This is a genomic window from Burkholderia sp. SJZ089 (assembly GCF_007828315.1).
GTDB classification, from domain to species: Bacteria; Pseudomonadota; Gammaproteobacteria; order Burkholderiales; family Burkholderiaceae; genus Burkholderia; species Burkholderia gladioli.
Genome location: NZ_VIUM01000004.1, coordinates 289,980 through 309,509, shown reverse-complemented (window position 1 = coordinate 309,509; position 19,530 = coordinate 289,980). Strand labels below are relative to the sequence as shown.

Annotated in this window: 16 protein-coding genes; 8 read left to right on the top strand and 8 right to left on the bottom strand. The window is 67.7% G+C overall.

All coding sequences use genetic code 11. The features are described 5' to 3' along the window. Positions 1-6: 6 nt before the first annotated feature. Positions 7-1,050, top strand: coding sequence for an AraC family transcriptional regulator (locus FB600_RS09645; RefSeq protein WP_145756655.1), 1,044 nt, complete (start codon positions 7-9; stop codon positions 1,048-1,050). Between the two features lie 295 nt (positions 1,051-1,345). Beyond that, on the top strand, positions 1,346-1,654 hold the full coding sequence (locus tag FB600_RS09640; protein ID WP_124076781.1) for a hypothetical protein: 309 nt from the start codon (positions 1,346-1,348) through the stop codon (positions 1,652-1,654). Between the two features lie 147 nt (positions 1,655-1,801). Here FB600_RS09640 and FB600_RS09635 read toward each other — a convergent pair whose 3' ends face one another. From FB600_RS09635 to FB600_RS09615, 6 genes are all read right to left on the bottom strand, one after another. Further along, a complete protein-coding gene (locus FB600_RS09635) occupies positions 1,802-3,154 on the bottom strand; it encodes a TRAP transporter large permease (RefSeq protein WP_017919171.1) in 1,353 nt (450 codons plus the stop codon). A 7-nt stretch (positions 3,155-3,161) separates the two neighbouring features. Further along, positions 3,162-3,641, bottom strand: a complete 480-nt coding sequence (locus FB600_RS09630; RefSeq protein ID WP_013690060.1) for a TRAP transporter small permease — start codon at positions 3,639-3,641, stop codon at positions 3,162-3,164. Positions 3,642-3,735: 94 nt separating this feature from the next. After that, on the bottom strand, positions 3,736-4,728 hold the full coding sequence (locus FB600_RS09625) for a TRAP transporter substrate-binding protein (protein ID WP_096750927.1): 993 nt from the start codon (positions 4,726-4,728) through the stop codon (positions 3,736-3,738). A 535-nt stretch (positions 4,729-5,263) separates the two neighbouring features. Then, positions 5,264-5,935, bottom strand: a complete 672-nt coding sequence (locus FB600_RS09620) for an alanyl-tRNA editing protein (protein WP_098182823.1) — start codon at positions 5,933-5,935, stop codon at positions 5,264-5,266. Positions 5,936-6,044: 109 nt separating this feature from the next. Continuing rightward, positions 6,045-6,185 carry a hypothetical protein gene (locus FB600_RS37145; RefSeq protein ID WP_017919173.1) on the bottom strand — a complete coding sequence of 47 codons (141 nt, stop codon included), beginning with the start codon at positions 6,183-6,185 and terminating at the stop codon, positions 6,045-6,047. A gap of 646 nt (positions 6,186-6,831) precedes the next feature. Next, a complete protein-coding gene (locus FB600_RS09615) occupies positions 6,832-7,785 on the bottom strand; it encodes a LysR family transcriptional regulator (protein ID WP_096750925.1) in 954 nt (317 codons plus the stop codon). A gap of 160 nt (positions 7,786-7,945) precedes the next feature. Between FB600_RS09615 and FB600_RS09610 the strand changes: the two genes are divergently transcribed. The 3 genes from FB600_RS09610 to FB600_RS09600 all read left to right on the top strand — a co-directional run bounded on the left by FB600_RS09610 (position 7,946) and on the right by FB600_RS09600 (position 11,540). Next, positions 7,946-8,926, top strand: coding sequence for an amidohydrolase family protein (locus tag FB600_RS09610; protein ID WP_096750924.1), 981 nt, complete (start codon positions 7,946-7,948; stop codon positions 8,924-8,926). A gap of 87 nt (positions 8,927-9,013) precedes the next feature. Then, entirely contained in the window at positions 9,014-10,363 is a 1,350-nt protein-coding gene (locus FB600_RS09605; RefSeq protein ID WP_105820915.1) for an MFS transporter, read from the top strand. Positions 10,364-10,418: 55 nt separating this feature from the next. Further along, a complete protein-coding gene (locus FB600_RS09600; protein WP_098152114.1) occupies positions 10,419-11,540 on the top strand; it encodes a porin in 1,122 nt (373 codons plus the stop codon). Between the two features lie 57 nt (positions 11,541-11,597). Here FB600_RS09600 and hpaI read toward each other — a convergent pair whose 3' ends face one another. Next, positions 11,598-12,395, bottom strand: a complete 798-nt coding sequence (gene hpaI, locus FB600_RS09595; RefSeq protein ID WP_036031495.1) for a 4-hydroxy-2-oxoheptanedioate aldolase — start codon at positions 12,393-12,395, stop codon at positions 11,598-11,600. 603 nt (positions 12,396-12,998) lie between these two features. Here hpaI and FB600_RS09590 point away from each other — a divergent pair. The 3 genes from FB600_RS09590 (at position 12,999) to mgtA (ending at position 19,295) form a co-directional block, all read left to right on the top strand. Further along, entirely contained in the window at positions 12,999-14,774 is a 1,776-nt protein-coding gene (locus FB600_RS09590) for a S8 family peptidase (RefSeq protein WP_145756653.1), read from the top strand. A gap of 311 nt (positions 14,775-15,085) precedes the next feature. Beyond that, the gene (locus FB600_RS09585) at positions 15,086-15,754 is read left to right on the top strand and encodes a cation transporter (protein ID WP_096750920.1); all 669 of its coding nucleotides are present in this window, start codon (positions 15,086-15,088) and stop codon (positions 15,752-15,754) included. Positions 15,755-16,490: 736 nt separating this feature from the next. Continuing rightward, the gene (mgtA, locus tag FB600_RS09580; protein WP_145756651.1) at positions 16,491-19,295 is read left to right on the top strand and encodes a magnesium-translocating P-type ATPase; all 2,805 of its coding nucleotides are present in this window, start codon (positions 16,491-16,493) and stop codon (positions 19,293-19,295) included. 24 nt (positions 19,296-19,319) lie between these two features. Here the strand turns inward: mgtA and FB600_RS09575 are convergent, their stop codons facing one another. Then, positions 19,320-19,526: an oxidoreductase-like domain-containing protein gene (locus FB600_RS09575; RefSeq protein ID WP_036032167.1), complete on the bottom strand. Its 207-nt coding sequence runs from the start codon at positions 19,524-19,526 to the stop codon at positions 19,320-19,322. Positions 19,527-19,530: the final 4 nt, after the last annotated feature.

The following is a 19,530-nucleotide window of genomic DNA, read 5'->3' as shown; positions in this document are numbered from 1 at the left end:
TCAAGATTGAATCCCTTTTTCTATCACTTCCGCACCGATGCCTACTCGGCAGAGCAACGATTCGAGGTCTGGCGAGACGAAGTCAACGCGATCTTCGATGTCGAGATCGAACGATCGCTGGCCCATCGTTTCAACTACGATCTGAGCACCGGTTATGTCGGCTCGCTGTTGATGGGATGCGGCAAGTGGATCGGCCAGCACGAGCCGGTGCATTACGGCGTCAAGCGATCGCCGGCCATGATCCGTCGCGACGGCCTCGATCACTTCTACCTCTGCCTAGGCATCACCCACTCCCTGTCGGGATACGCGGCGCGCACGCCGATTCACGCCGAGGCGTCGAATCTCTACGTGCTGGATCTGGCCTACGAGCTCGATTCGGAAATCGTCGCGGGCGACACGCTGATCCTGACGATCGCGCGGGACTTGCTGCCCGCGCCCATCCGATCCGCCAACCTGCACGGCGCCGTCCTGCAGGGGCCCTTGAGCGCCTTGCTGGGTGATCACCTGTTCGCGCTGCAACGTCAATTGCCGCATCTCGCGCCCGCCGACATGCCCAACGTCGAACGCGCGACCCTGGCGCTGGTCTCGGCCGCGCTGACACCGACGGCACGCACGCTCGGCGAAGCCGAGGTGGAAATCGACCAGGCCGTGATGTTGCGGGTGCGTGCCTATATCGATGCGCATCTGAAGTCGGCGGATCTCACGCCATCGCGGATCTGCCGCGACATCGGCATCTCGCGCGCGCATCTGTATCGGCTGTTTTCGCACGAGACAGGCGTTGCCGCCTATATCCGGCATCGCCGCCTGGTGAAGATCCGCAAGCTTCTCGAGGAAGCCGGATCGAGCCGGCAGCGCCTGTCGACGCTGGCATTCCAGTACGGCTTCAAGAGCGAATCCCACTTCAGCCGAAGCTTCCGAAATGCTTTCGGCTGCTCGCCCAGCGAGGCTCGCGAACGCGCCGCCTCGCGCGAGGCTCGCCTGCCCGCTTCGTCACTCGCGAAACATTCCGCGGCATCGCTGCGCGACATGCTCGATCGCCTGGATTCCTGATCCTTCGTCGAAACGCAGCGTCAAGCTTTGGAGACGCTGGGGCAAAAATCCCCGCGGCGTAGCTGCTACCATTTTTACGTCCGAGAGGATTTTTTCCGCGTGAAAGGACGGTCGCCGTTCGTATCATGCACGTGCCGGCGCCCTGCAGGACCCAAAATCAAATATCGAATGAACGCGATCCGGATGCGCGAGAGACCGCTTCTTTGTTACGCACAACACATTATCAACTGCATCTCAATGGGGGATTGAGATTCCAAAATCGACAAGTGGTCGTCTATTACTTCCGGAGAAGAATATGCGTCATGTTCCTTGTGCAAATCATGTGGCCGCGGTGCTGGCCGCCGTGTCGCTGCTGTCCGCCCCGCTGGCGATGGCTTCGGTGAATGCGTCCCTCTCGCCGGCTCACGCGGCCGCGGCCCTCGTGCCGGCGGGCGCCACGCCCCTGCAAGGCGCCGTCGCCTTCACGGCACCGCCGAGCCCGGCGGTTTCCGAACCGGCGCGATTCCAGACCGCGCTCGTCAACTCCTGCTCCGATTCGTGGTGGTGGCGCAGCGGCATCGAAGAACTGGCCTGCGGACTTTCCGGGCAAGGCTGGTGGAATTGACGATCGCGACGCGGGTTTGAACGGAGCCCGCCGCCATGCAAGACAGGCCGCAGCAATGCGGCCTTTTTCATGCCCGCCCGAAAACAAGACGGCGGACGCGGATTGCTCCGCGCCCGCCGTCGGTCCATCCATTGCAGCCGGATCGGATCAGAACACCGGATGTCCGCTGATCACGCTCGGCAGCCAGGTCGAGAAGAACGGCCAGTACGTGACGATATTGATCGCGCTGAAGATCGCCAGGTAATACGGCCAGGCGGTCTTGGTGGTCTCGCCGATCGACACCTCGCCGATCGCGCAGCCGACGAACTGCACCGAGCCGATCGGCGGATGCACCAGGCCGAGCGAGCAGTTCAGCAGCAGCATGATCCCGAACTGCACCGGGCCGACGCCGCAGGCCATCGCGATCGGCAGGAACAGCGGCGTGGTGATCAGGATGTGCGCCGCCATGTCCACGAAGGTGCCGAGGAACACCTGGAGGATGTTGATGTACAGCAGCATCAACCAGGGCTGGGCGTTCGACTGCAGCAGCAGGTGCTCGATCGCGTCCGGGATCTCCAGGTAGGACATCTGGAAGCGCAGCATGTTGGACACGGCGATCAGCAGCAGCACCACGCCGGTGGTGCGAGCCGCGTGCGACAGCGCGCGCCACAGCTTCTTCATGGTCAGCGTGCGATACACGAAGATGGTCAGCACCAGCGAGTAGACCACCGCGATCGCGGCCGCCTCGGTGGCGGTGGCGATGCCCTTGGCCACGCACACCAGGATGATCGCGATCACGCCGAGGCCCGGCAATGCGCCCACGAAGGAGCGTGCCACCGCGTACCAGCCCGGAAACTTCAGCAGCGCCGTGCTGCCGTCCTCGCGGCGCGGGAAGCCGTAGCGGCGCGCCTGCCAGTAGGCGGCGATCAGCACGAAGCCCATCACCCACAGCACCGGCAGCAGGCCCGAGAACAGCAGGTCGCCGATCGACACGCCGCTCACCGGATGACCGTTGAGCATGCCCGTGATCCCCTGCGCGGCGAACGCGTAGATGATCATGTTGGTCGAGGTCGGCATCAGCGCGCCGGCCAGCGAGGCGTGGGTGGTCACGTTGACCGCGTAGGCGGCGCTGTAGCCTTCGCGCTTCATCAGCGGGATCACCACGCCGCCCATCGCCGAGGTATCGGCGGTGGGCGAGCCGGACACGCCGCCGAACAGCGTGCACGCCACCACGTTGGCCATGCCCAGGCCGCCGCGGAAGTGGCCGACGATCGCCTGCGCGAACTTCAGGATGCGGTCCGCGATGCCGCCATGCAGCATCAGCTCGCCGGAGAAGATGAAGAACGGCACCGCCAGGAACGAGAACGCGTTCATCCCGGAGATCACCGACTGCATCGAGGTGGCGATCGGCAGGCCCTCGGCCAGGTAGGTGGCCACGCACGCTAGCCCGAGCGCGAACGAGACGGGCACCCCGAGGAAAAGCAGCAGCAGGAAGCTGATGGAGAGGATTGCGAGTTCCATGTGTGGATCAGGTTCGGTTGCGCTTGCACAGCGCAAGCAGGTGCTCGAGCGAGAACAGGATGATGGCGATACCGGCCGGCAGCGGGATCAGGTAGCGCACCGATTCGGGCAGGCCGATGATCGGAATCCGGTCCTCGAAGGTGGTTTCGGCCATCTCCAGGCAGCCGAGGATCAGCGCCACCGCGAACGCCATCAGGCAGAGATGCTGGAACCCGTGGATGATCGACTGGCCCTTGGGCGAGAGCCGGCGCACGAACGAGTCGAGGCCGATATGGCCGCCGTCGCGCACCTTCATCGCGGCGCCGAACATCGCGATCACGATCACCAGCAGCAGCGCGATCGGCTCGACGAAATCAGGGGCGTTGTTGAACACATAGCGCATCACGACCGCGTAGAACACGAGCGCCGTCAGCACGACGAGACTCGCCGACGCGATGACGGCCAGCGCCATGAACAGCACGTCGTTCGAGTGCTTGATGAACCTCATTTTCGAACCTCATCGGACAGAAAAGGCGGCCGGCGAAACCTCGCGCGGCCGCCGGGGCGCTGGCGCGGCCCCTTCCAGGGCCGCGCGCCGCGTATTACTTGATCGCCTGGATCTCGTCGACGATCTGCTTCATCTGCGGGGTCTTCTCGTACTTGGTCCAGAGCGGCTGCATCGCCTTCACGAACGCGGCACGGTCGATCTGCGCGGCCGGCACGATGGTCGCGCCGCCCTTGAGCACGGCCTTGCGCGCATCGGCCTCACGCGCCGTCCAGAGCTGCACGTAGTACGGCACCGAATCGGCGGCCGCCTTCTTGATGATGGCCTGCTCCTGCGGGCTCAGCGTGTCCCACACCTTCTTGGAGAACACCAGCACTTCCGGCGTCATCGCGTGCTGCGTTTCCGAGAACACGTTGGCCACTTCGTAGTGCTTGGTTTCGTCGTAGGACGGCAGGTTGTTCTCGGCGGCATCCACCAGGCCCGTCTTCAGGCCCGTGTAGACCTCGGAGAACGGCATCGGCGTGGGCGTGCCGCCCATCGCCTTGATCTCGTCGACCATCAGGTCCGAAGGTTGCACGCGCACCTTGAGGCCCTTCATGTCGGCCGGCGACTTGACCGGGCGCTTGGCGTAGATCGAGCGCGCGCCGCTTTCATAGAAGGTCAGCGCGATCATGCCCTTGGCCTTGAACGCGTCGAGGATCTTCTGGCCTTCCGGGCCGTACATCACGTTGCGGAAGTGCTCGATGTCGCGGAACAGGAACGGAAACGACGGGATCATCGATTCCGGCACGATCTCGTTGAAGGCGGCGCCGTTGGCGCGAACCATGTCGATCGCGCCCAGGCGCACCTGGTCGACCGTCTCGTTTTCCGAACCGAGCGCGCTGTTGCCGTAAACCTTGATCGAATCCTTGCCGTCCGTCGCCTTCTTGATCTCGTCGCTCATGAACTTGACAGCCATGTTCGTCGGGAAGTTGTCGCTGTGGACATCGGCGGAGCGGAAGACGCGGGCCTCGGCCGACAGCGTCGTGACGGCGGCGAGTGCCGCCACGATCGCTACGGTGACGCGCTTGCGCGTGAAGATCGTTTTCATGGTCAAGTCTCCTCTGGGTATATCGCGTGTTGGATGTGCCGGCCTGCCCGCCCGGGCGGCACCGCCTCGGGCCCGGCAAGATCGGTCCGGAGCTCACCCCGCGGACCGGCTCGGCCGGCATCTTGCATCGTTGTCGTCTGACCACCGTCAGGCAGCCCACCCGCTGTCTCACGTCGTACAACTAGGGAGCGAGTCTATCGGGGCGGAACCACGCTTGTACACTTGGTGCATACCCGCAGAGGGTTGATGCCGCAGGTCCATCACAAAAAGCTATTTTTCTTATATTTCAGTTATTTGCGATATTTTTCGATGGCCGAGACACAACCGCCGCCGAGCCTCGAAGACAAATTCTTTTGCGTGTTGGGACGCTTCGGGATATGTCATTAGACAACTGATCATTCCGGGTTAACCTCGTTTCGTTTCCGCCCCTGAAACGAAATCGGGCGCCTTGGCGGCGCCCGATGCGGATGAATGACGTCCCATCAATGACTCATGACGTCCGATTGCCGGCTTACCGGAAGCCGTCGATTCGATTTCAAATTCGATTCAAACCACTGCCGACAAGGGGTGCCAGCACGATCTCGATGCGCTCCTTGCCCTTGCCCGTGTTACGGCGCTTGAGCGTGAGCGCGCCGACTTCGGCCGTGGTGCGCGGATGCGTGCCGCCGCACGGCATCGAGGCGAAGCCTTCGACCCGCCAGTAGCGACGCTCGGCGCCGATGTCGCTGAAGGCGGTGTGGATCGGCAAGGCACGGGCCACCAGGCTGGCCGCTTCCTGTTCCAGTTCCGGCAGCAGCGGGCTCAGGCTGGTGTCGCTGGCGAAATCGATGCGGGCCTTGTCTGCCGCGATGTGCGCGCCAATCCGCTCGATGCCCGGGCGCGCCCGGTAGACCAGTTGCAGGATCATTTCCGCCGCGAAGTGGTGGCGCATCAGGCCGAGCCGGCGCGCGCCGTCGATCCAGATCGCCACGCCGTCGCCGGCGCGGAGCTGGTGATCGGGCGGCAGCGTGTAGACCAGGTCGAGCCCTTCCTTGTCGGCATGCAGCACGGGGTAGCCGCCGAGCGTGCCGGCGTCGCTCTCCTGCCCTCCCGAGAACGCGAAGAAGATGGTTTCCCTGACGTGGACGCGCTGGCCGTCGACGGCGAGCACGGTGGTATCGAGGTGGGTCAGGTAGGGGTCGTCCCAGAAGCGTTTACGGGTGGGCATGGCTGGCGCGGCGGCGGGGAGGCTGGATAAGGAGCCGTGAGATTAGCCGGGCCAAAACGCGTGGTCTTGTATATTCCTGCTGAAATCTTGCTTTCCGGATCGCGGCCGTTCACCCCCCGCCGCCCAGGAAACGCAGCAGCCAGAGCAGGAAGTGGAACACCAGCACCAGGAATTCCCAGAGGCGCTCGAGCAAATCCCACAAGCCGGTCCGCCAGGCCGCGGCCGCTGCGCCGGTCCACCATTCGTTCATCGAGTCTCCGTGCTGGCGCCCGGTCGGCGGGCGTGGTGCGGGTTAGGCGAAGGGGCATCTTCGCATGGTTTGGTGGGGGGATCCGATGGCAAGACGAGGGAGTGTTTCGTCTCAATGGCGCGCGTGTCTGCCATGAGCTCGATTCGAGTGGGTGGATTGCGGGCTCGTTTTGCCGCGGGAAATACGGTGCCGGGCCAGCGAGCTTGCTCACTTCGATGCGGCCTTGCTGCCTATGCACTTTCGATCACTTGATGCGGTGGTTCAAGTCGATGGCAGGATCGCTGATCGGTCCAAGTCTCGACGATAAAAAAACGCCTCGACCCGGGTATCCGGAGTCGAGGCCAACCGCGTTTCGATAACACTCTTTGGGGAAAGAGTGCACGTCACTGTATGAATTTGCGGGCGCGGATGCAATTTCCGTGTCTTACCGGATCTTTCGCGATGTACAACCGGCCCTGGCGAAACCTGCGCATCCCAAGCCGGGCGGCGCTTGCGTCACGTTACAGCCGTAACAGGCCAACGCCCGCGAACGCCCCCCTCAAGCCGCCGCGGCCTTGTCGCGCCGGGCTCGGCCCGAAAGAACCGTAAGCCTGCCCCCTCAAGCCGCCCCTCAAGCCGCCCCTCAAGCCGCCCCTCAAGCCGCCCCTCAAGCCGCCCCGTCCAGCGCACTCGGGCTCGCGTCATGAAACAGCCGATAAACGAGCGTCCGCAACCATCGATGCCCCTCGTCGCGATGAAACCGTTCATGCCAGAACTGCGCGATATCGGTCGGCGCGATATCGAACGGCAGCGCCAGCGCGCGCACGTCCGGCCGGGTCAGCACCCGCGCCAGCCTGCTCGGCACGCAGGCCACCAAATCGCTCGACGCCACGATCCGCTCGATCCCGAACGAATGCGCGAGCCGCAGCGCCACCCGCCTCGCCCTGCCACCCGGTCCCGAGAGCGCGTCGAGCGCCGCCTCGAAGCGCGCATGGCTCCCCGCCGTCGGCGTGTACACCACATGCTCCGCCGCGAAGAAGCGCTCCGCCGAGAGCCGCGCCCCGATCGCCGGATGATCATGCCGGACCAGCGCCACGTAGCTCTCGTGAAACAGCCGCTGCTGGTGAAAGTCGTCGTGCAGCCCCTGGAACATCCCGATCGCCAGGTCGATCTGCCCGAGCTTCATCATCTGCTGCGCATCGTCCAGCGAAGGATCGCTGGTCACGATCCTCAGCCCCGGCGCCACCTCGCGCAGGTGCGCCACCAGCCGCGGCATGAAGATCGCCTGCCCCAGGTCGCTGACGTAGAGATGGAAGGTGCGATCCGCCGCCTCGGGCTCGAACGGCTTGCCGGCCTGCATCGCCAGCCGCAGCGAAGCCAGCCCCGGATCCACCAGCGCCGCGATCTGGTCGGCGCGCGCCGTCGGCTGCATACCCTCGGCCGTCTTCACGAACAGCACGTCGTCGAACAGCGTGCGCAGCCGCTTGAGCGCGTTGCTCACCGAAGGCTGGGTCAGGTGCAGCGCCTGCGCCGCGCGCGTGGTGCTGCGCGTGCGATACAGCACGTCGAACACGAGCAGCAGATTGAGATCGATATTGCGCAGCGCGGTGTCGTGCGTCATTGGCGTGGCGGGGAGGGCGAGGGTCATTGATGCGCTGAATGCCGGCATTCAGACGATCAATTTAACAGAGCCCCCTGCGATCCCTAAGCTGGTATCGACCCGGCCCGGACGCCCCAGCGGCGCGGCCCCGTGGTTTACCCTCAACCCTCCCGGATCTCACATGGACAACAAGATTGCTCTCGAGGAACACTTCGCGTCGCCGGACACGATCGGCGATTCCGAACGCTTCTTCACCCACGACCTCTGGCAGGTGCGCCGCCGCCAGTTGCTCGACTTCCAGGAGGAGCGCATCGAGCGCATGGACGCCTGCGGGATCGGCTACGCGATCCTCTCGCTGAACGCGCCGGCCGTGCAGGCGATCACCGATCGCCAGCGCGCGATCGACGTGGCGCGCCGCGCCAACGACCTGCTCGCCGAACAGGTGGCGCGCCGCCCCGCGCGCTTCGGCGCCTTCGCCGCGCTGCCGCTGCAGGACCCGGAGGCGGCCGCGCGCGAGCTCGAGCGCGCGGTCGGCGAACTGGGCTTCCAGGGCGCGCTGGTCAACGGCTTCTCGCAGGTCGGTAGCGAGGACGACTCGACCTACTACGACCTGCCGCAATACTGGCCGTTCTGGGCCGAGGTCGAGCGGCTCGGCGTGCCCTTCTACCTGCATCCGCGCAATCCGCTGCCGAGCCAGCAGCGCTCGATCGAGGGCCATCCCTGGCTGATGGGCCCGGCCTGGGCCTTCTCGCCCGAAACCGGCGTGCATGCGCTGCGCCTGATCGGCAGCGGCCTGTTCGATGCGCATCCGAAGCTGCAGATCATCCTCGGCCACCTCGGCGAGCTGGTGCAGAACAACATCTGGCGCACCTCGCACTGGGCCTCGGCGAACGGCAAGAACCCGCTGGGCGTGAAGGCCAGGCGGCCCTTCATCGACTACTTCCGCGAGAATTTCAACCTCACCACCAGCGGCAACTTCCGCACCATCGCGATGCGCAACGCGATGGACGAGATCGGCAGCGACCGCGTGCTGTTCTCCTCCGACTACCCGTTCGAGACCATGGAGGAAGCGGCGCAGTGGTTCGATCGCGCGGAAATCAACGACAACGATCGCCAGAAGATCGGTCGCGACAACGCGCGGCGCCTGTTCCGCCTCGACTGAACCGCGCCGGGCGACAACGCGCGCGGCACCGGCAGGCGCCGGGCCGCGCGCGCAACACAACGACAAGACAGACCAGGAGACATCCCCGTGCAACCCGCTCACGTTTTCGACGTGCAGCGCTGGCTCGACGCGCAGCGGTTTTCCCGCTTCCAGTTCGCGATCGCCACGCTGTGCTTCGCCGTCGTCGCGCTCGACGGCCTCGACACCGCCCTGATCGGCTTCGTGGTCCCCGCGCTGCGCGGCGACTGGCATCCCTCCACCACCGCCGTCACCCTGCTGGTCGCCTCGGGGCTGGCGGGCCTGGCGATCGGCGCGTTCTTCGCCGGCCCGCTCGGCGACCGGATCGGCCGCAAGCGGCTGCTGACCGGCTCGGTGCTCGGCTTCGGCCTGTTCAGCCTGCTCTCGGCGATCGCGCCGAACATCACGCTGCTGACGCTGTGCCGGCTGCTGACCGGCGTCGGCCTGGGCGCGGCGATGCCCAACGCGATCACCATGACCTCCGAGTACAGCCCGCGCAGCCGCCGCGCGCTGGTGGTCACCACCATGTTCTGCGGCTTCACCTTCGGCTCGGCCGCGGCGGGCTTCGTCGCCGCGCACGTGATCCCGCGCCACGGCTGGCACGCGATGTTCCTGATCGGCGGCGTGCTGCCGCTCGCGCTCGGGCTGCTGATGCTGGTCGCGCTGCCCGAATCGATCCGCTTCCTGATCCATCGCCAGGCGCCGGCCGACACCATCGCCGCGCTGCTGCGGCGCATCTCGCGCGAGGCGCCCGACGCCGGGCACCGCTTCGTGGTGGACGAACCCGCGGGGCTGGCCGGCCGCTCGCCGGTGGCGCAGTTGTTCGCGCCGGCGCTGAAGTTCGGCACGCTGGCGCTCTGGTGCGTGTTCTGGATGAACCTGCTGGTGGTCTACCTGGTCACCAACTGGCTGCCGAGCCTGTTCCGCGATGCCGGCTTCGACCTGGCCCAGGCCGCCGTCGTCACGGCGATGTTCCAGCTCGGCGGCACGGTGGGCTCGGTCCTGATCGGCCGCGCCATGGACCGCCGCAACCCCTACGCGGTGCTGGCGGGCGCCTACGGCGCCGGCATCCTCTGCGTGCTGCTGGTGGCCTGGCGCTACCAGGAGCTGCTGTCGCTCTCGCTGGGCATCTTCGGGGTCGGCTTCGCGGTGGCGGGCTCGCAGACCGGCGCGAACGCGCTGGCCGCCGGCTTCTATCCCACCGGCAGCCGCGTCACCGGGGTGAGCTGGGCGCTCGGCGTCGGGCGGCTCGGCGCGATCGCCGGCTCCTTCATCGGCGCGCTGCTGATCGCCAGCGCGATCGGGCTGGCGAGCGTGTTCATGCTGCTGATCGTGCCGATCGCCTGCGCCGCCGCCGCGATCGGCGTGATGGGCCTGCACTACCTGCGCGCGCCGCGCATCGCCGAAGCCGTCGAATGACGGCACGCGGCGGCAGCCCGCCGCCGCGCCTTCCATAACAATCCAGGAGACGCCGATGGTTCCGTTCATCGGCCGCCCGCGCGCGGCCGTTCCCTTCGCACTACTGATATCGTCGGCCTGCACGGCGGCTTTCGCGCAGAGCAGCGTGACGCTGTACGGCAGCCTCGACGCCGGCGTTGCCTACGTCAACAACCGCGACGGGCATTCGCAGGTCGCCATGCTGCAGGGCGTCGCGCAGCCGGATCGATTCGGCCTGACCGGCACCGAGGCGCTCGGCGGCGGCTGGAGCGCGGTATTCCGCCTCGAGAACGGCTTCTTCACCAACAACGGCGCCCTGGCGCGCGCCAACACGCTGTTCAGCCGCCAGGCCTATGTCGGCCTTTCGTCCACCCACTACGGCACGCTCACGCTCGGCGAGCAGAGCTCGTTCAACTACGACTGGGTCGCGCCGCTCGGCAACAACTTCCAGGGCAACAACCTGCTGGCCGCGCATCCGGGCAACCTGGACGGGCTGGTGGAAACCACCTCGGCGCAGGAAGCGAACCTGATCAAGTACCGCTCGGCGGTCTGGAACGGGCTGTCCTTCGGCCTGCTCTACGGGCTCGGCGGCGTGGCGGGCGATTTCTCCAACGGACGCATCGCCGGCGGCGCCGCCAGCTATACCAACGGGCCGCTGGCAATCGCGGCGGCCTACGTCGACGAGCACGATCGCGCGCTCGGGCCCATGCTCGGCGATACCACGGCGGGGCTCGGCCTGAGCAGCTTCCAGGGCAAGCCGGCGCTGTCCTACGTGGCCGACAAGATCGAGAACACCGGCGTGGGCGCGCGCTACGACTTCGGCCGCCTGCGGCTGCACGCGGTGTTCACCCACGTGCGGATCGTCTCGGGTTCGTTCGCCGACAGCTACCGCACCTGGGAAACCGGCGCGACCTGGCTCAGCACGCCGGCCAATGCGATCGTCGGCGGCATCGCGGCCACCGGCTTCATCGGCCGGCACTACCTGACGGCCACGCTGGGCGACGTCTACTCGCTGTCGAAGTCGACCCAGGTCTATCTGCAGGCGGTCGCTCAGCAGGCCACCGGCACGACCGATGCGCGCGCATCGATCTTCTCGGTCGGCGCCTCGGGCACGCCGCGCCAGTTGGCCTTCGTCACCGGCATCCATCACCTGTTCTGAAGCGGGCGGGCGTCGTGCCGGGCCGGAAGCCGCCCGGCACGGCGCCGCCGCCCCGCCTCAATGCTCGGCGCCGGGCCCCACCTCGAAGGCATTCGCCACCGCGCGCACCGCGTTCGCGTAAAGCAGCACGTCCACTCCAACCGCCACGAACAGGCAGCCCAGCGAGAGATAGTGGCGCGCCAGCGCCGCGTCGTCGGTCAGCGTGCCGGCCGCCTTGCCGGCGCGGATGATGCGCGCGATCGCGTCGTCGATCGCGAACTGCACGTCGGCGTGCCGCGCGTTGCCGCGGTGCCCCATCGAGGCGGCCAGGTCGGCCGGGCCGATGAACACGCCATCCACGCCGTCCACCGCGCAGATCTCGTCGAGGTTGCGCAGCGCGGTCGCGCTTTCGGCCTGCACCAGCAGGCAGACTTCCTCGTCGGCCAGGTCGAGATAGTCGGCGCGCTGGTTCCAGCGCGAGGCGCGCGCCACCGCGCTGCCCACCCCGCGCACGCCGCGCGGCGGGTAGCGCACCGCGGCCACCAGTTCGCGTGCCTGCTCGGCGGTTTCGACCATCGGCACCAGCAGCGTGCGCGCGCCCGCGTCCAGCAACTGCTTGATCAGCGCGGTACTGCCCTCCACCGGCCGCACCACCGCCTCGGCCCGATACGGCGCCACGGCCTGCAGTTGCGCCACGATGCTGCGCACGTCGTTCGGCGCGTGCTCGCCGTCGATCAGCAGCCAGTCGAAACCGGCCGTGGCGGTGATCTCGGCCAGGTAGGGCTCGGCCATCGATACCCAGAAGCCGACCTGCCGGCGTCGCGCCGCGAGCGCGGCCTTGAAGCGGTTCAATCCATAAGGGGAACTGGCGTTCATCGGTGAAGGTTCCTCGTCGTGCGTGGTTCGATCGGAAGCATCGCGGCGCCCTGCCCGGCATCGCCGCGCCCCCGCCATGATCGCATCGGTCGCGCGAATGCGCCGCGAACCGTGCCCGACGCGGCCCGGCACAGGCGTCTGCCGACCCTCCTCCAAACCGCTCCGCTTTCCGGCTTTGCGTCCATCCATTGTTCTGACGATTAGCAGCCCCCGAGCCAATCCCCAGCGACTTTCATAAATCTTTTCCGGTTTTCCCGGTTTTTCTCCATGGCCTCGAATCCCTTGAGTAGCGGGGTCTTTGCAGTCCTTTTCAAAAGATCGAGGCCAATCCTTTCATGCATTTCCCGGATTGCGTTCCGGCCCTGGAATAGCGCGCCGTTTCGCCGAACAAGATTCGAACTTCAACCATTAAGAAATGTTAAACGCCGCCGTTACCCGAATCAGTAGCTCGCGTCGCTGGCGTCAGCGCGGCGCGAGGAGATACGGACTGGTTTCCATCAAGGCGATGGCGGCAGGCGCGACCGGGGTGTCGTGCCGTCTCGTCGGAAACCAGCCGCCCTGACCGCGGGATTGCGGTTGCGAGATAAAAGAACGAGTGATTCCATGAAGATCGAGCGTTTCCACCCTGCCCAGCTTCGCCCGGGCCAGATCCGTACCCTGGCCTCCGTCGTGTCGATGACGCTGATCGCGTCCGTGATTGCCGGCTGCGGCGGTGGTGGCGGCGGTGATTCGCCCAGCCCGGCGGCGGGCGCCGCGGCCAGCACCAGCAGCGGCACCACCAGCTCGTCCAGCTCGGGCACCGGCGCTTCCGGCAGCACCTCGCAGATGTGCACCACCACGCTGGCGGCCTCGCAAGGCAATGCCGCCGCGACCAACACCTCGACCAGCACCTCCTCCGGCAACTCGACGGGCACGCCCACCAGCAGCTCGCCGAGCGAGCTGAGCCCGTTCGACGCGCCGGTCGACCACCTGATCGTCAAGCTCGCGCCGGCCACCTCCGCCAGCAGCGCCAACGGTGCCCGCGTGATGGCCGCCGCCGTGCCGGACAGCACCCGCATCAGCAACCTGATCGGCCGCGTGCTGACGCAATGGAACAGCCAGCGCTCGCAGGCCCGCATCATGGCCGCATCGTCGGGCAACGGCAGCTCGCTGCCGAGCTTCGACAACGTCCAGCTCGAACGCACCATGTCGGACGGCTCGGCGGTGGTTTCGCTGGGCAAGCGCGTGGCGGCCACGGACGCGGCCACGCTGGCGCAGAGCTTCGCCGCCGACAGCGACGTGGCCTACGCGGAACCGGATCGACGCCTGTTCGCCAGCGACCTGGCGCCCGTCACGCCGTCCGATCCGATGTACTCGCAGCAGTGGAACGACTTCAATACGGCGATCGGCGTGGACATGCCGGCTGCCTGGGCGCTCACCACCGGCGCCTCGAACCTCGTCACGGCGGTGATCGATACCGGCTACCGCCCGCACGCCGACATCGCCGGCAACCTGGTGGCCGGTTACGACTTCATCAGCGACGTCAACACCGGCAACAACGGCCACGGCCGCAGCGCCGACGCCACCGACCCGGGCGACTGGGTCACCCAGGCCGAGCTGAGCGACAGCAGCAGCCCGTTCTACAACTGCGCGAGCGCGCCCAGCAACAGCAGCTGGCACGGCACGCAGGTGGCCGGCCTGATCGGCGCGACCGCCAACAACGGCACCGGCATCGCCGGCGCCAACTGGTTCGGCAAGATCCAGCCGGTGCGCGCGCTCGGCAAGTGCGGCGGCACCACCAGCGACATCGCCGACGCGATGCGCTGGGCCGCCGGCATCTCGGTGCCGGGCGTGCCCGACAATGCCACGCCGGCCAAGGTCATCAACCTGAGCCTGGGCGGCAACGGCCCCTGCGGCAGCACCTTCCAGTCGGCAATCAACGACGTGATCGCGCGCGGTGTGACGGTGGTGGTGGCGGCCGGCAACGACGGCCTGGCCAACGCGCAGGACCGTCCCGCCAACTGCACCGGCGTGGTGGCCGTGGGCGCCACCGACAACACCGGCAAGCGCGCCTGGTACAGCAACTTCAGCAGCGAGATCACGCTGAGCGCCCCGGGCTCGAACATCCTGTCGACCAGCAACACCGGCACGACCTCGCCGGGCAGCGACACCTACCAGCTCAACAGCGGCACCAGCCTGGCCGCGCCGCAGGTAGCCGGCGTGGTCTCGCTGATGCTCACGCGCAACCCGAACCTGACGCCCGCGCAGATCTCGCAGAAGCTCGCGGCCACCGCGCGTGCGTCGCAGATCGCGGCCACCACCGCCTCCTCGTGCACGGCGATGGCGCCGGGCGCGGGCCTGATGGAAGCCGGCGCAGCAGTTGCGTCCGCAACCAACTGAGGCAAGCGCACCAGCTGAGTCGACCAAGCGGCAACGATCCCTGTCACGGCATCGCGGTTCGATGCCGATCCCGCGATGCCCGCGTCACGCTACTGCGTGGCGCGGGCGTTGCTTTTTCCGGCTCTCGCCCTGCAACGCGTCGAGCCGCTTCATGACACGCCTGTGACACCGACCGCCTCGCGGCCTCGGTGGATTCCCGCATCCCCGCATCCCTCGTCGCCCCGCCGCAATCCCCCCGATGTCATCGGTCTGCCATCTGGCGCCGATAGAGTCCGGCCTAGACCAGCAAGCACACCCAAGCCCACGCCCTTATGCCGAGTTCAGCGCGCGCGTCCCAGTCCGTCCATGCCATCACCAGCCGCGTGTTGACGACGAGCCTCGTCGTCAACCTGGTGCTGATGATCGCGCAGGCCGGCGCCGCCTACGCCGCGCACTCGTCGGGGATCCTGGCCGACACGATCCACGCGGCGATCGACCTGCTGGCCGACGCCTTGCTGCTGCTGGCCTGCCGTCTCGACGCGAAGCTGCCGCCCGAGCAGCGGCCGACCTACGAGCCGGTCGCGCTGTTCGGCCTGGGCGCGCTGCTGCTCGCCACCGGCGCCCAGATGATCTGGCACGCCGCCACCAGCCTCGACGCCCCCGTCGACGTCTCGCCCGACGCGCTGTCCTTCGCGGTGCTGGCCGTCGCGCTCGCCGGCAAGGGCGGCCTTTCGCAATGGATGCTCAAGCGCGCCCGGGCGATCGGCGGCGCCGCGCTGATCGAGGCCAGCGCCTGCCACCTGCGCGCCGACGCGCTGACCCTGCTGCTGGCCACGCTGGCCCTGGCCGGCGCGCGGGCCGGCCTGTCGCGCCTGGACGAACTGGCCGCCACCCTGATCGGCGTGATGATCCTGCTCACCGGCTACGGCTTCGCCCGGCGTGGTTACCAGATGCGCGCGGCCCACGCGGGCTGGGGCAGCCGCGCCGCGCCGCCGCGTTGATCGGACAAGACTCGCCTCCCGCTCGCATTGCCTCGCCGCGTTCCGCGATCGACCGCCGGCCTTCCCCGATTCACGACAAATTGCCTGCCAAGGCTTGACGCTGCGTAAGCGGGCCGATTACCATCGCCCCGTTCTCACGACCGGAGCGTTTCCGTGAACCCTGATGCGAGTAGTCATAGTCGGTCCTCGACCGGCTTCCCCATCGCCTGAGGCATACCCACGGAGTTCGTCTCCCGCCGTATCCCGGGCCTCGGGATGCGGCGTTCCTCGGGCCAAGCCGGCCTGATTTCCCCGCTTTTTCCAGATCGCGCATGATGCCGCCGAGCCTTCGGCCCGGCACGCAGCTGCTCGTCCTCGCCACCGCCATGGCATGCCGCTGGCGCGTGTCGCGAGGCGCCGGTCAGCGGCGCGCGCCGCAGCCCGCCGACACGCACATGGCAAGCCGCCCTTCGGCGGCGTGAACCTCGATCCCGCCCATGGCAGGGCACGCGCCCTGCCCCAATCGACAGGAGTCCAGATGGATAGCGACAGTAGCCCCGGTGGTCCATTACGGCCCGCCGGCGCGTCGATGCCGATCCTCCTCGCGATGGCGCCGGCCGTCGCGCCGGCGGGCCACCCCGAATTCCGATCCAAGCAGCCGAACGCGCAGGACGCGACGCGGCGGGGAGCCTGCGCGCGCTGATCGCCGCGCCCGACGCTCGCCGCGCGCCGTCATGCGCGGCACCAGGAGCGTTAGATGACACTCAGATTCCTTCGCCGCAACCGCCAGCGCGGTTTCGTCCAGCCCGGCGCGCGAGAGCGCGCCGCTTCCCCGGCCACCGCGCCGATCGTCGCCGAGGCGAGCCGTTCGCTCGAGGACGTGCTCGCCCGCCTGCACACCGGCGCGCGCGGCCTGACCTTCTCGCAGGCCGAGGACCGCCTCGCCCAGCACGGCGCCAACGAGATCGCGCACGATCGCCCGCCGCACTGGCTGCGCCAGTTGCTGCATGCGTTCCACAATCCCTTCGTCTACGTGCTGCTGGTGCTGGCCGCGGTCAGCTTCTGCACCGACGTCTGGTTCGCCGCGCCCGAGGATCGCGACTATGTCGGCATGACGATCCTGCTGAGCATGGTCACCATCAGCGCGGTGCTGCGCTTCGTGCAGGAATTCCGCTCGCTGCGCGCCGCCGATCGTCTCAAGGCGCTGGTGCGCACCACCACCATGGTCCGGCGCCGGCCCGCCGCGAGCACCGAGCCGATGCTGCGCGAGATCCCGATCCGCGAGGTGGTGCCCGGCGACATCGTGCAGTTGTCGGCCGGCGACATGGTGCCGGCCGACGTGCGCCTGCTCGCCTCGCGCGACCTCTTCATCAGCCAGGCCGCGCTGACCGGCGAGGCGCTGCCGGTGGAGAAATACGACACGCTCGGCGCGGTGGCCGGCAAGTCGGCCGAGGCACCGGCAGCGGCAGCCGAGACGGCCGGCGATGCTGTCGATACGGGCAACGCAGGCAGCACGGATGCCGGCTCCCCCCTCGACCTCGCCAACGTCTGCTTCATGGGTACCAACGTGGTGAGCGGCACCGCCACCGCGCTGGTGATCGCCACCGGCGAGCGCACCGTGTTCGGCGCGCTGGCGAAGAACGTGACGGGCCGCCGCCGCGTGGAAACCAGCTTCGACCGCGGCGTGGCCAGCGTCAGCGCGCTGCTGATCCGCTTCATGCTGGTGATGGTGCCGGTGGTGTTCGTGATCAACGGCCTGACCAAGGGCGACTGGCTCGGCGCGATGACCTTCGCGCTGGCGGTGGCGGTGGGCCTCACGCCCGAGATGCTGCCGATGATCGTCAGCACCAACCTCGCGCGCGGCGCGATCGCGATGGCGCGCCGCAAGGTGGTGGTCAAGCGCCTGAACGCGGTGCAGAACTTCGGCGCGATGGACGTGCTCTGCACCGACAAGACCGGCACGCTCACCCAGGACGACATCCTGCTGGAGCACCACCTCGACCTGCGCGGCCAGCGCGACGACGAGGTGCTGCGCCTGGCCTGGCTCAACAGCGTGCACCAGAGCGGCCAGAAGAACCTGATCGACATCGCGATCGTGACGCGCGCCGATGCGCTCGGCGATCGCGCCAAGCCCTTCGGCTATCGCAAGATCGACGAGCTGCCCTTCGATTTCGTGCGGCGCCGGCTGTCGGTGGTGGTGGGCGACGCGCATGGCGCGCACCTGCTGATCTGCAAGGGCGCGGTCGACGAGATGCTGGCGGTGTCGACGCGCTTCCAGGACGAGCACGGCCTGCCGCAAGCGCTCGACGCCGCCACCCGCGAGCGCCTGGTCGCGCAGGCCAATGCCTACAGCGAGGACGGCTTTCGCGTGCTGCTGATCGCCACCCGCACGATCGCCGCGGCCGAGGCGCGCGAGCAATACCGCGGCAGCGACGAGCACGACCTGGTGGTACGCGGCTTCCTGACCTTCCTCGATCCGCCCAAGGATTCGGCCGCGCCGGCGCTGGCCGCGCTGCGCGAGAACGGCGTGGCCGTGAAGGTGCTCACCGGCGACCATCCCACCGTCACGCTGAAGGTCTGCCGCCAGGTCGGGCTGGCGACCGGCGTGCCGCTGCTGGGCGCGCAGATCGACGCGCTCGACGACGCGGCGCTGGCCGAGGCGGTGGAGCGCACCACCGTGTTCGCCAAGCTCACGCCGATGCAGAAGTCGCGCATCGTCACCACGCTGCAGGCCAACGGCCACACGGTCGGCTTCCTCGGCGACGGCATCAACGATGCCCCCGCGCTGCGCGACGCCGACGTGGGCATCTCGGTGGACAGCGGCGCCGACATCGCCAAGGAAACCGCCGACATCATCCTGCTCGAGAAGAGCCTGATGGTGCTGGAGGCCGGCGTCGTGAAGGGCCGCGAGACCTTCGGCAATATCCTCAAGTATCTGAACATGACGGCCAGCTCGAACTTCGGCAACGTGTTCTCGGTGCTGATCGCGAGCGCCTTCCTGCCCTGGGAGCCGATGCTGGCCACCCAGCTGCTGGTGCTGAACCTGATCTACGACACCTCGCAACTGCTGCTGCCCTGGGACCGCATGGACCCGGAGTTCCTGAAGAAGCCGCGCAAGTGGGAAGCCGGCAACATCGGCCGCTTCATGCTGTGGATCGGGCCCACCTCGTCGGTGTTCGACGTCAGCACCTACCTGCTGATGTGGTTCGTGTTCGGCGCGGGCGCGCTGTATCACGCGCAAGGCGGCGCCGCCGGCCAGGTGGTGATGAACTCGGGCTGGTTCATCGAGAGCCTGGTCTCGCAGACGCTGGTGGTGCACCTGCTGCGCACCCGCAGGATCCCGTTCCTGCAGAGCACGGCCGCGCTGCCGGTGCTGCTCTCGACCGTCACCGCGATCGCGCTGGGCTGCTGGCTGCCGTTCTCGCCGTTCGCGAACGCGCTGGGCTTCGTGCGGCTGCCGGGCAGCTACTGGCTGTGGCTCGCGGCCACCATGCTCGGGTATATCGTGCTGGCGCAGACCGTCAAGACGATCTACGTGCGGCGCTATCGCGAGTGGTTCTGAGCGCGACGCGCCCGGCGGCCCGCTTCAGGGCTGCGCTTGCGGATGGCGTTCGCGCCATGCCGCGAGCGCGGCCTTGTACGCCTCGAGCGCGGTGTCGTACAGATCGAACACGCAGGGCGAGCAGCCGGATTGGCAGCAGTCCTCGAGCTCGGGCGGCACGGGCGCCTCGGGGCGCGGATCGTCGGCGGGCTCGGTGGCGGAACTGGACGGGGGGATGGGCGACTTCGACACGGCG

Bases quoted from the DNA above. Each gene is read 5' to 3' on its own strand.
- FB600_RS09640 (WP_124076781.1), top strand. From the start codon at position 1,346: ATGCGTCATGTTCCTTGTGCAAATCATGTGGCCGCGGTGCTGGCCGCC.
- FB600_RS09635 (WP_017919171.1), bottom strand. From the start codon at position 3,154: ATGGAACTCGCAATCCTCTCCATCAGCTTCCTGCTGCTGCTTTTCCTC.
- FB600_RS09630 (WP_013690060.1), bottom strand. From the start codon at position 3,641: ATGAGGTTCATCAAGCACTCGAACGACGTGCTGTTCATGGCGCTGGCC.
- FB600_RS09625 (WP_096750927.1), bottom strand. From the start codon at position 4,728: ATGAAAACGATCTTCACGCGCAAGCGCGTCACCGTAGCGATCGTGGCG.
- FB600_RS09620 (WP_098182823.1), bottom strand. From the start codon at position 5,935: ATGCCCACCCGTAAACGCTTCTGGGACGACCCCTACCTGACCCACCTC.
- FB600_RS37145 (WP_017919173.1), bottom strand. From the start codon at position 6,185: ATGAACGAATGGTGGACCGGCGCAGCGGCCGCGGCCTGGCGGACCGGC.
- FB600_RS09615 (WP_096750925.1), bottom strand. From the start codon at position 7,785: ATGACGCACGACACCGCGCTGCGCAATATCGATCTCAATCTGCTGCTC.
- FB600_RS09610 (WP_096750924.1), top strand. From the start codon at position 7,946: ATGGACAACAAGATTGCTCTCGAGGAACACTTCGCGTCGCCGGACACG.
- FB600_RS09600 (WP_098152114.1), top strand. From the start codon at position 10,419: ATGGTTCCGTTCATCGGCCGCCCGCGCGCGGCCGTTCCCTTCGCACTA.
- hpaI (WP_036031495.1), bottom strand. From the start codon at position 12,395: ATGAACGCCAGTTCCCCTTATGGATTGAACCGCTTCAAGGCCGCGCTC.
- FB600_RS09590 (WP_145756653.1), top strand. From the start codon at position 12,999: ATGAAGATCGAGCGTTTCCACCCTGCCCAGCTTCGCCCGGGCCAGATC.
- FB600_RS09585 (WP_096750920.1), top strand. From the start codon at position 15,086: ATGCCGAGTTCAGCGCGCGCGTCCCAGTCCGTCCATGCCATCACCAGC.
- mgtA (WP_145756651.1), top strand. From the start codon at position 16,491: ATGACACTCAGATTCCTTCGCCGCAACCGCCAGCGCGGTTTCGTCCAG.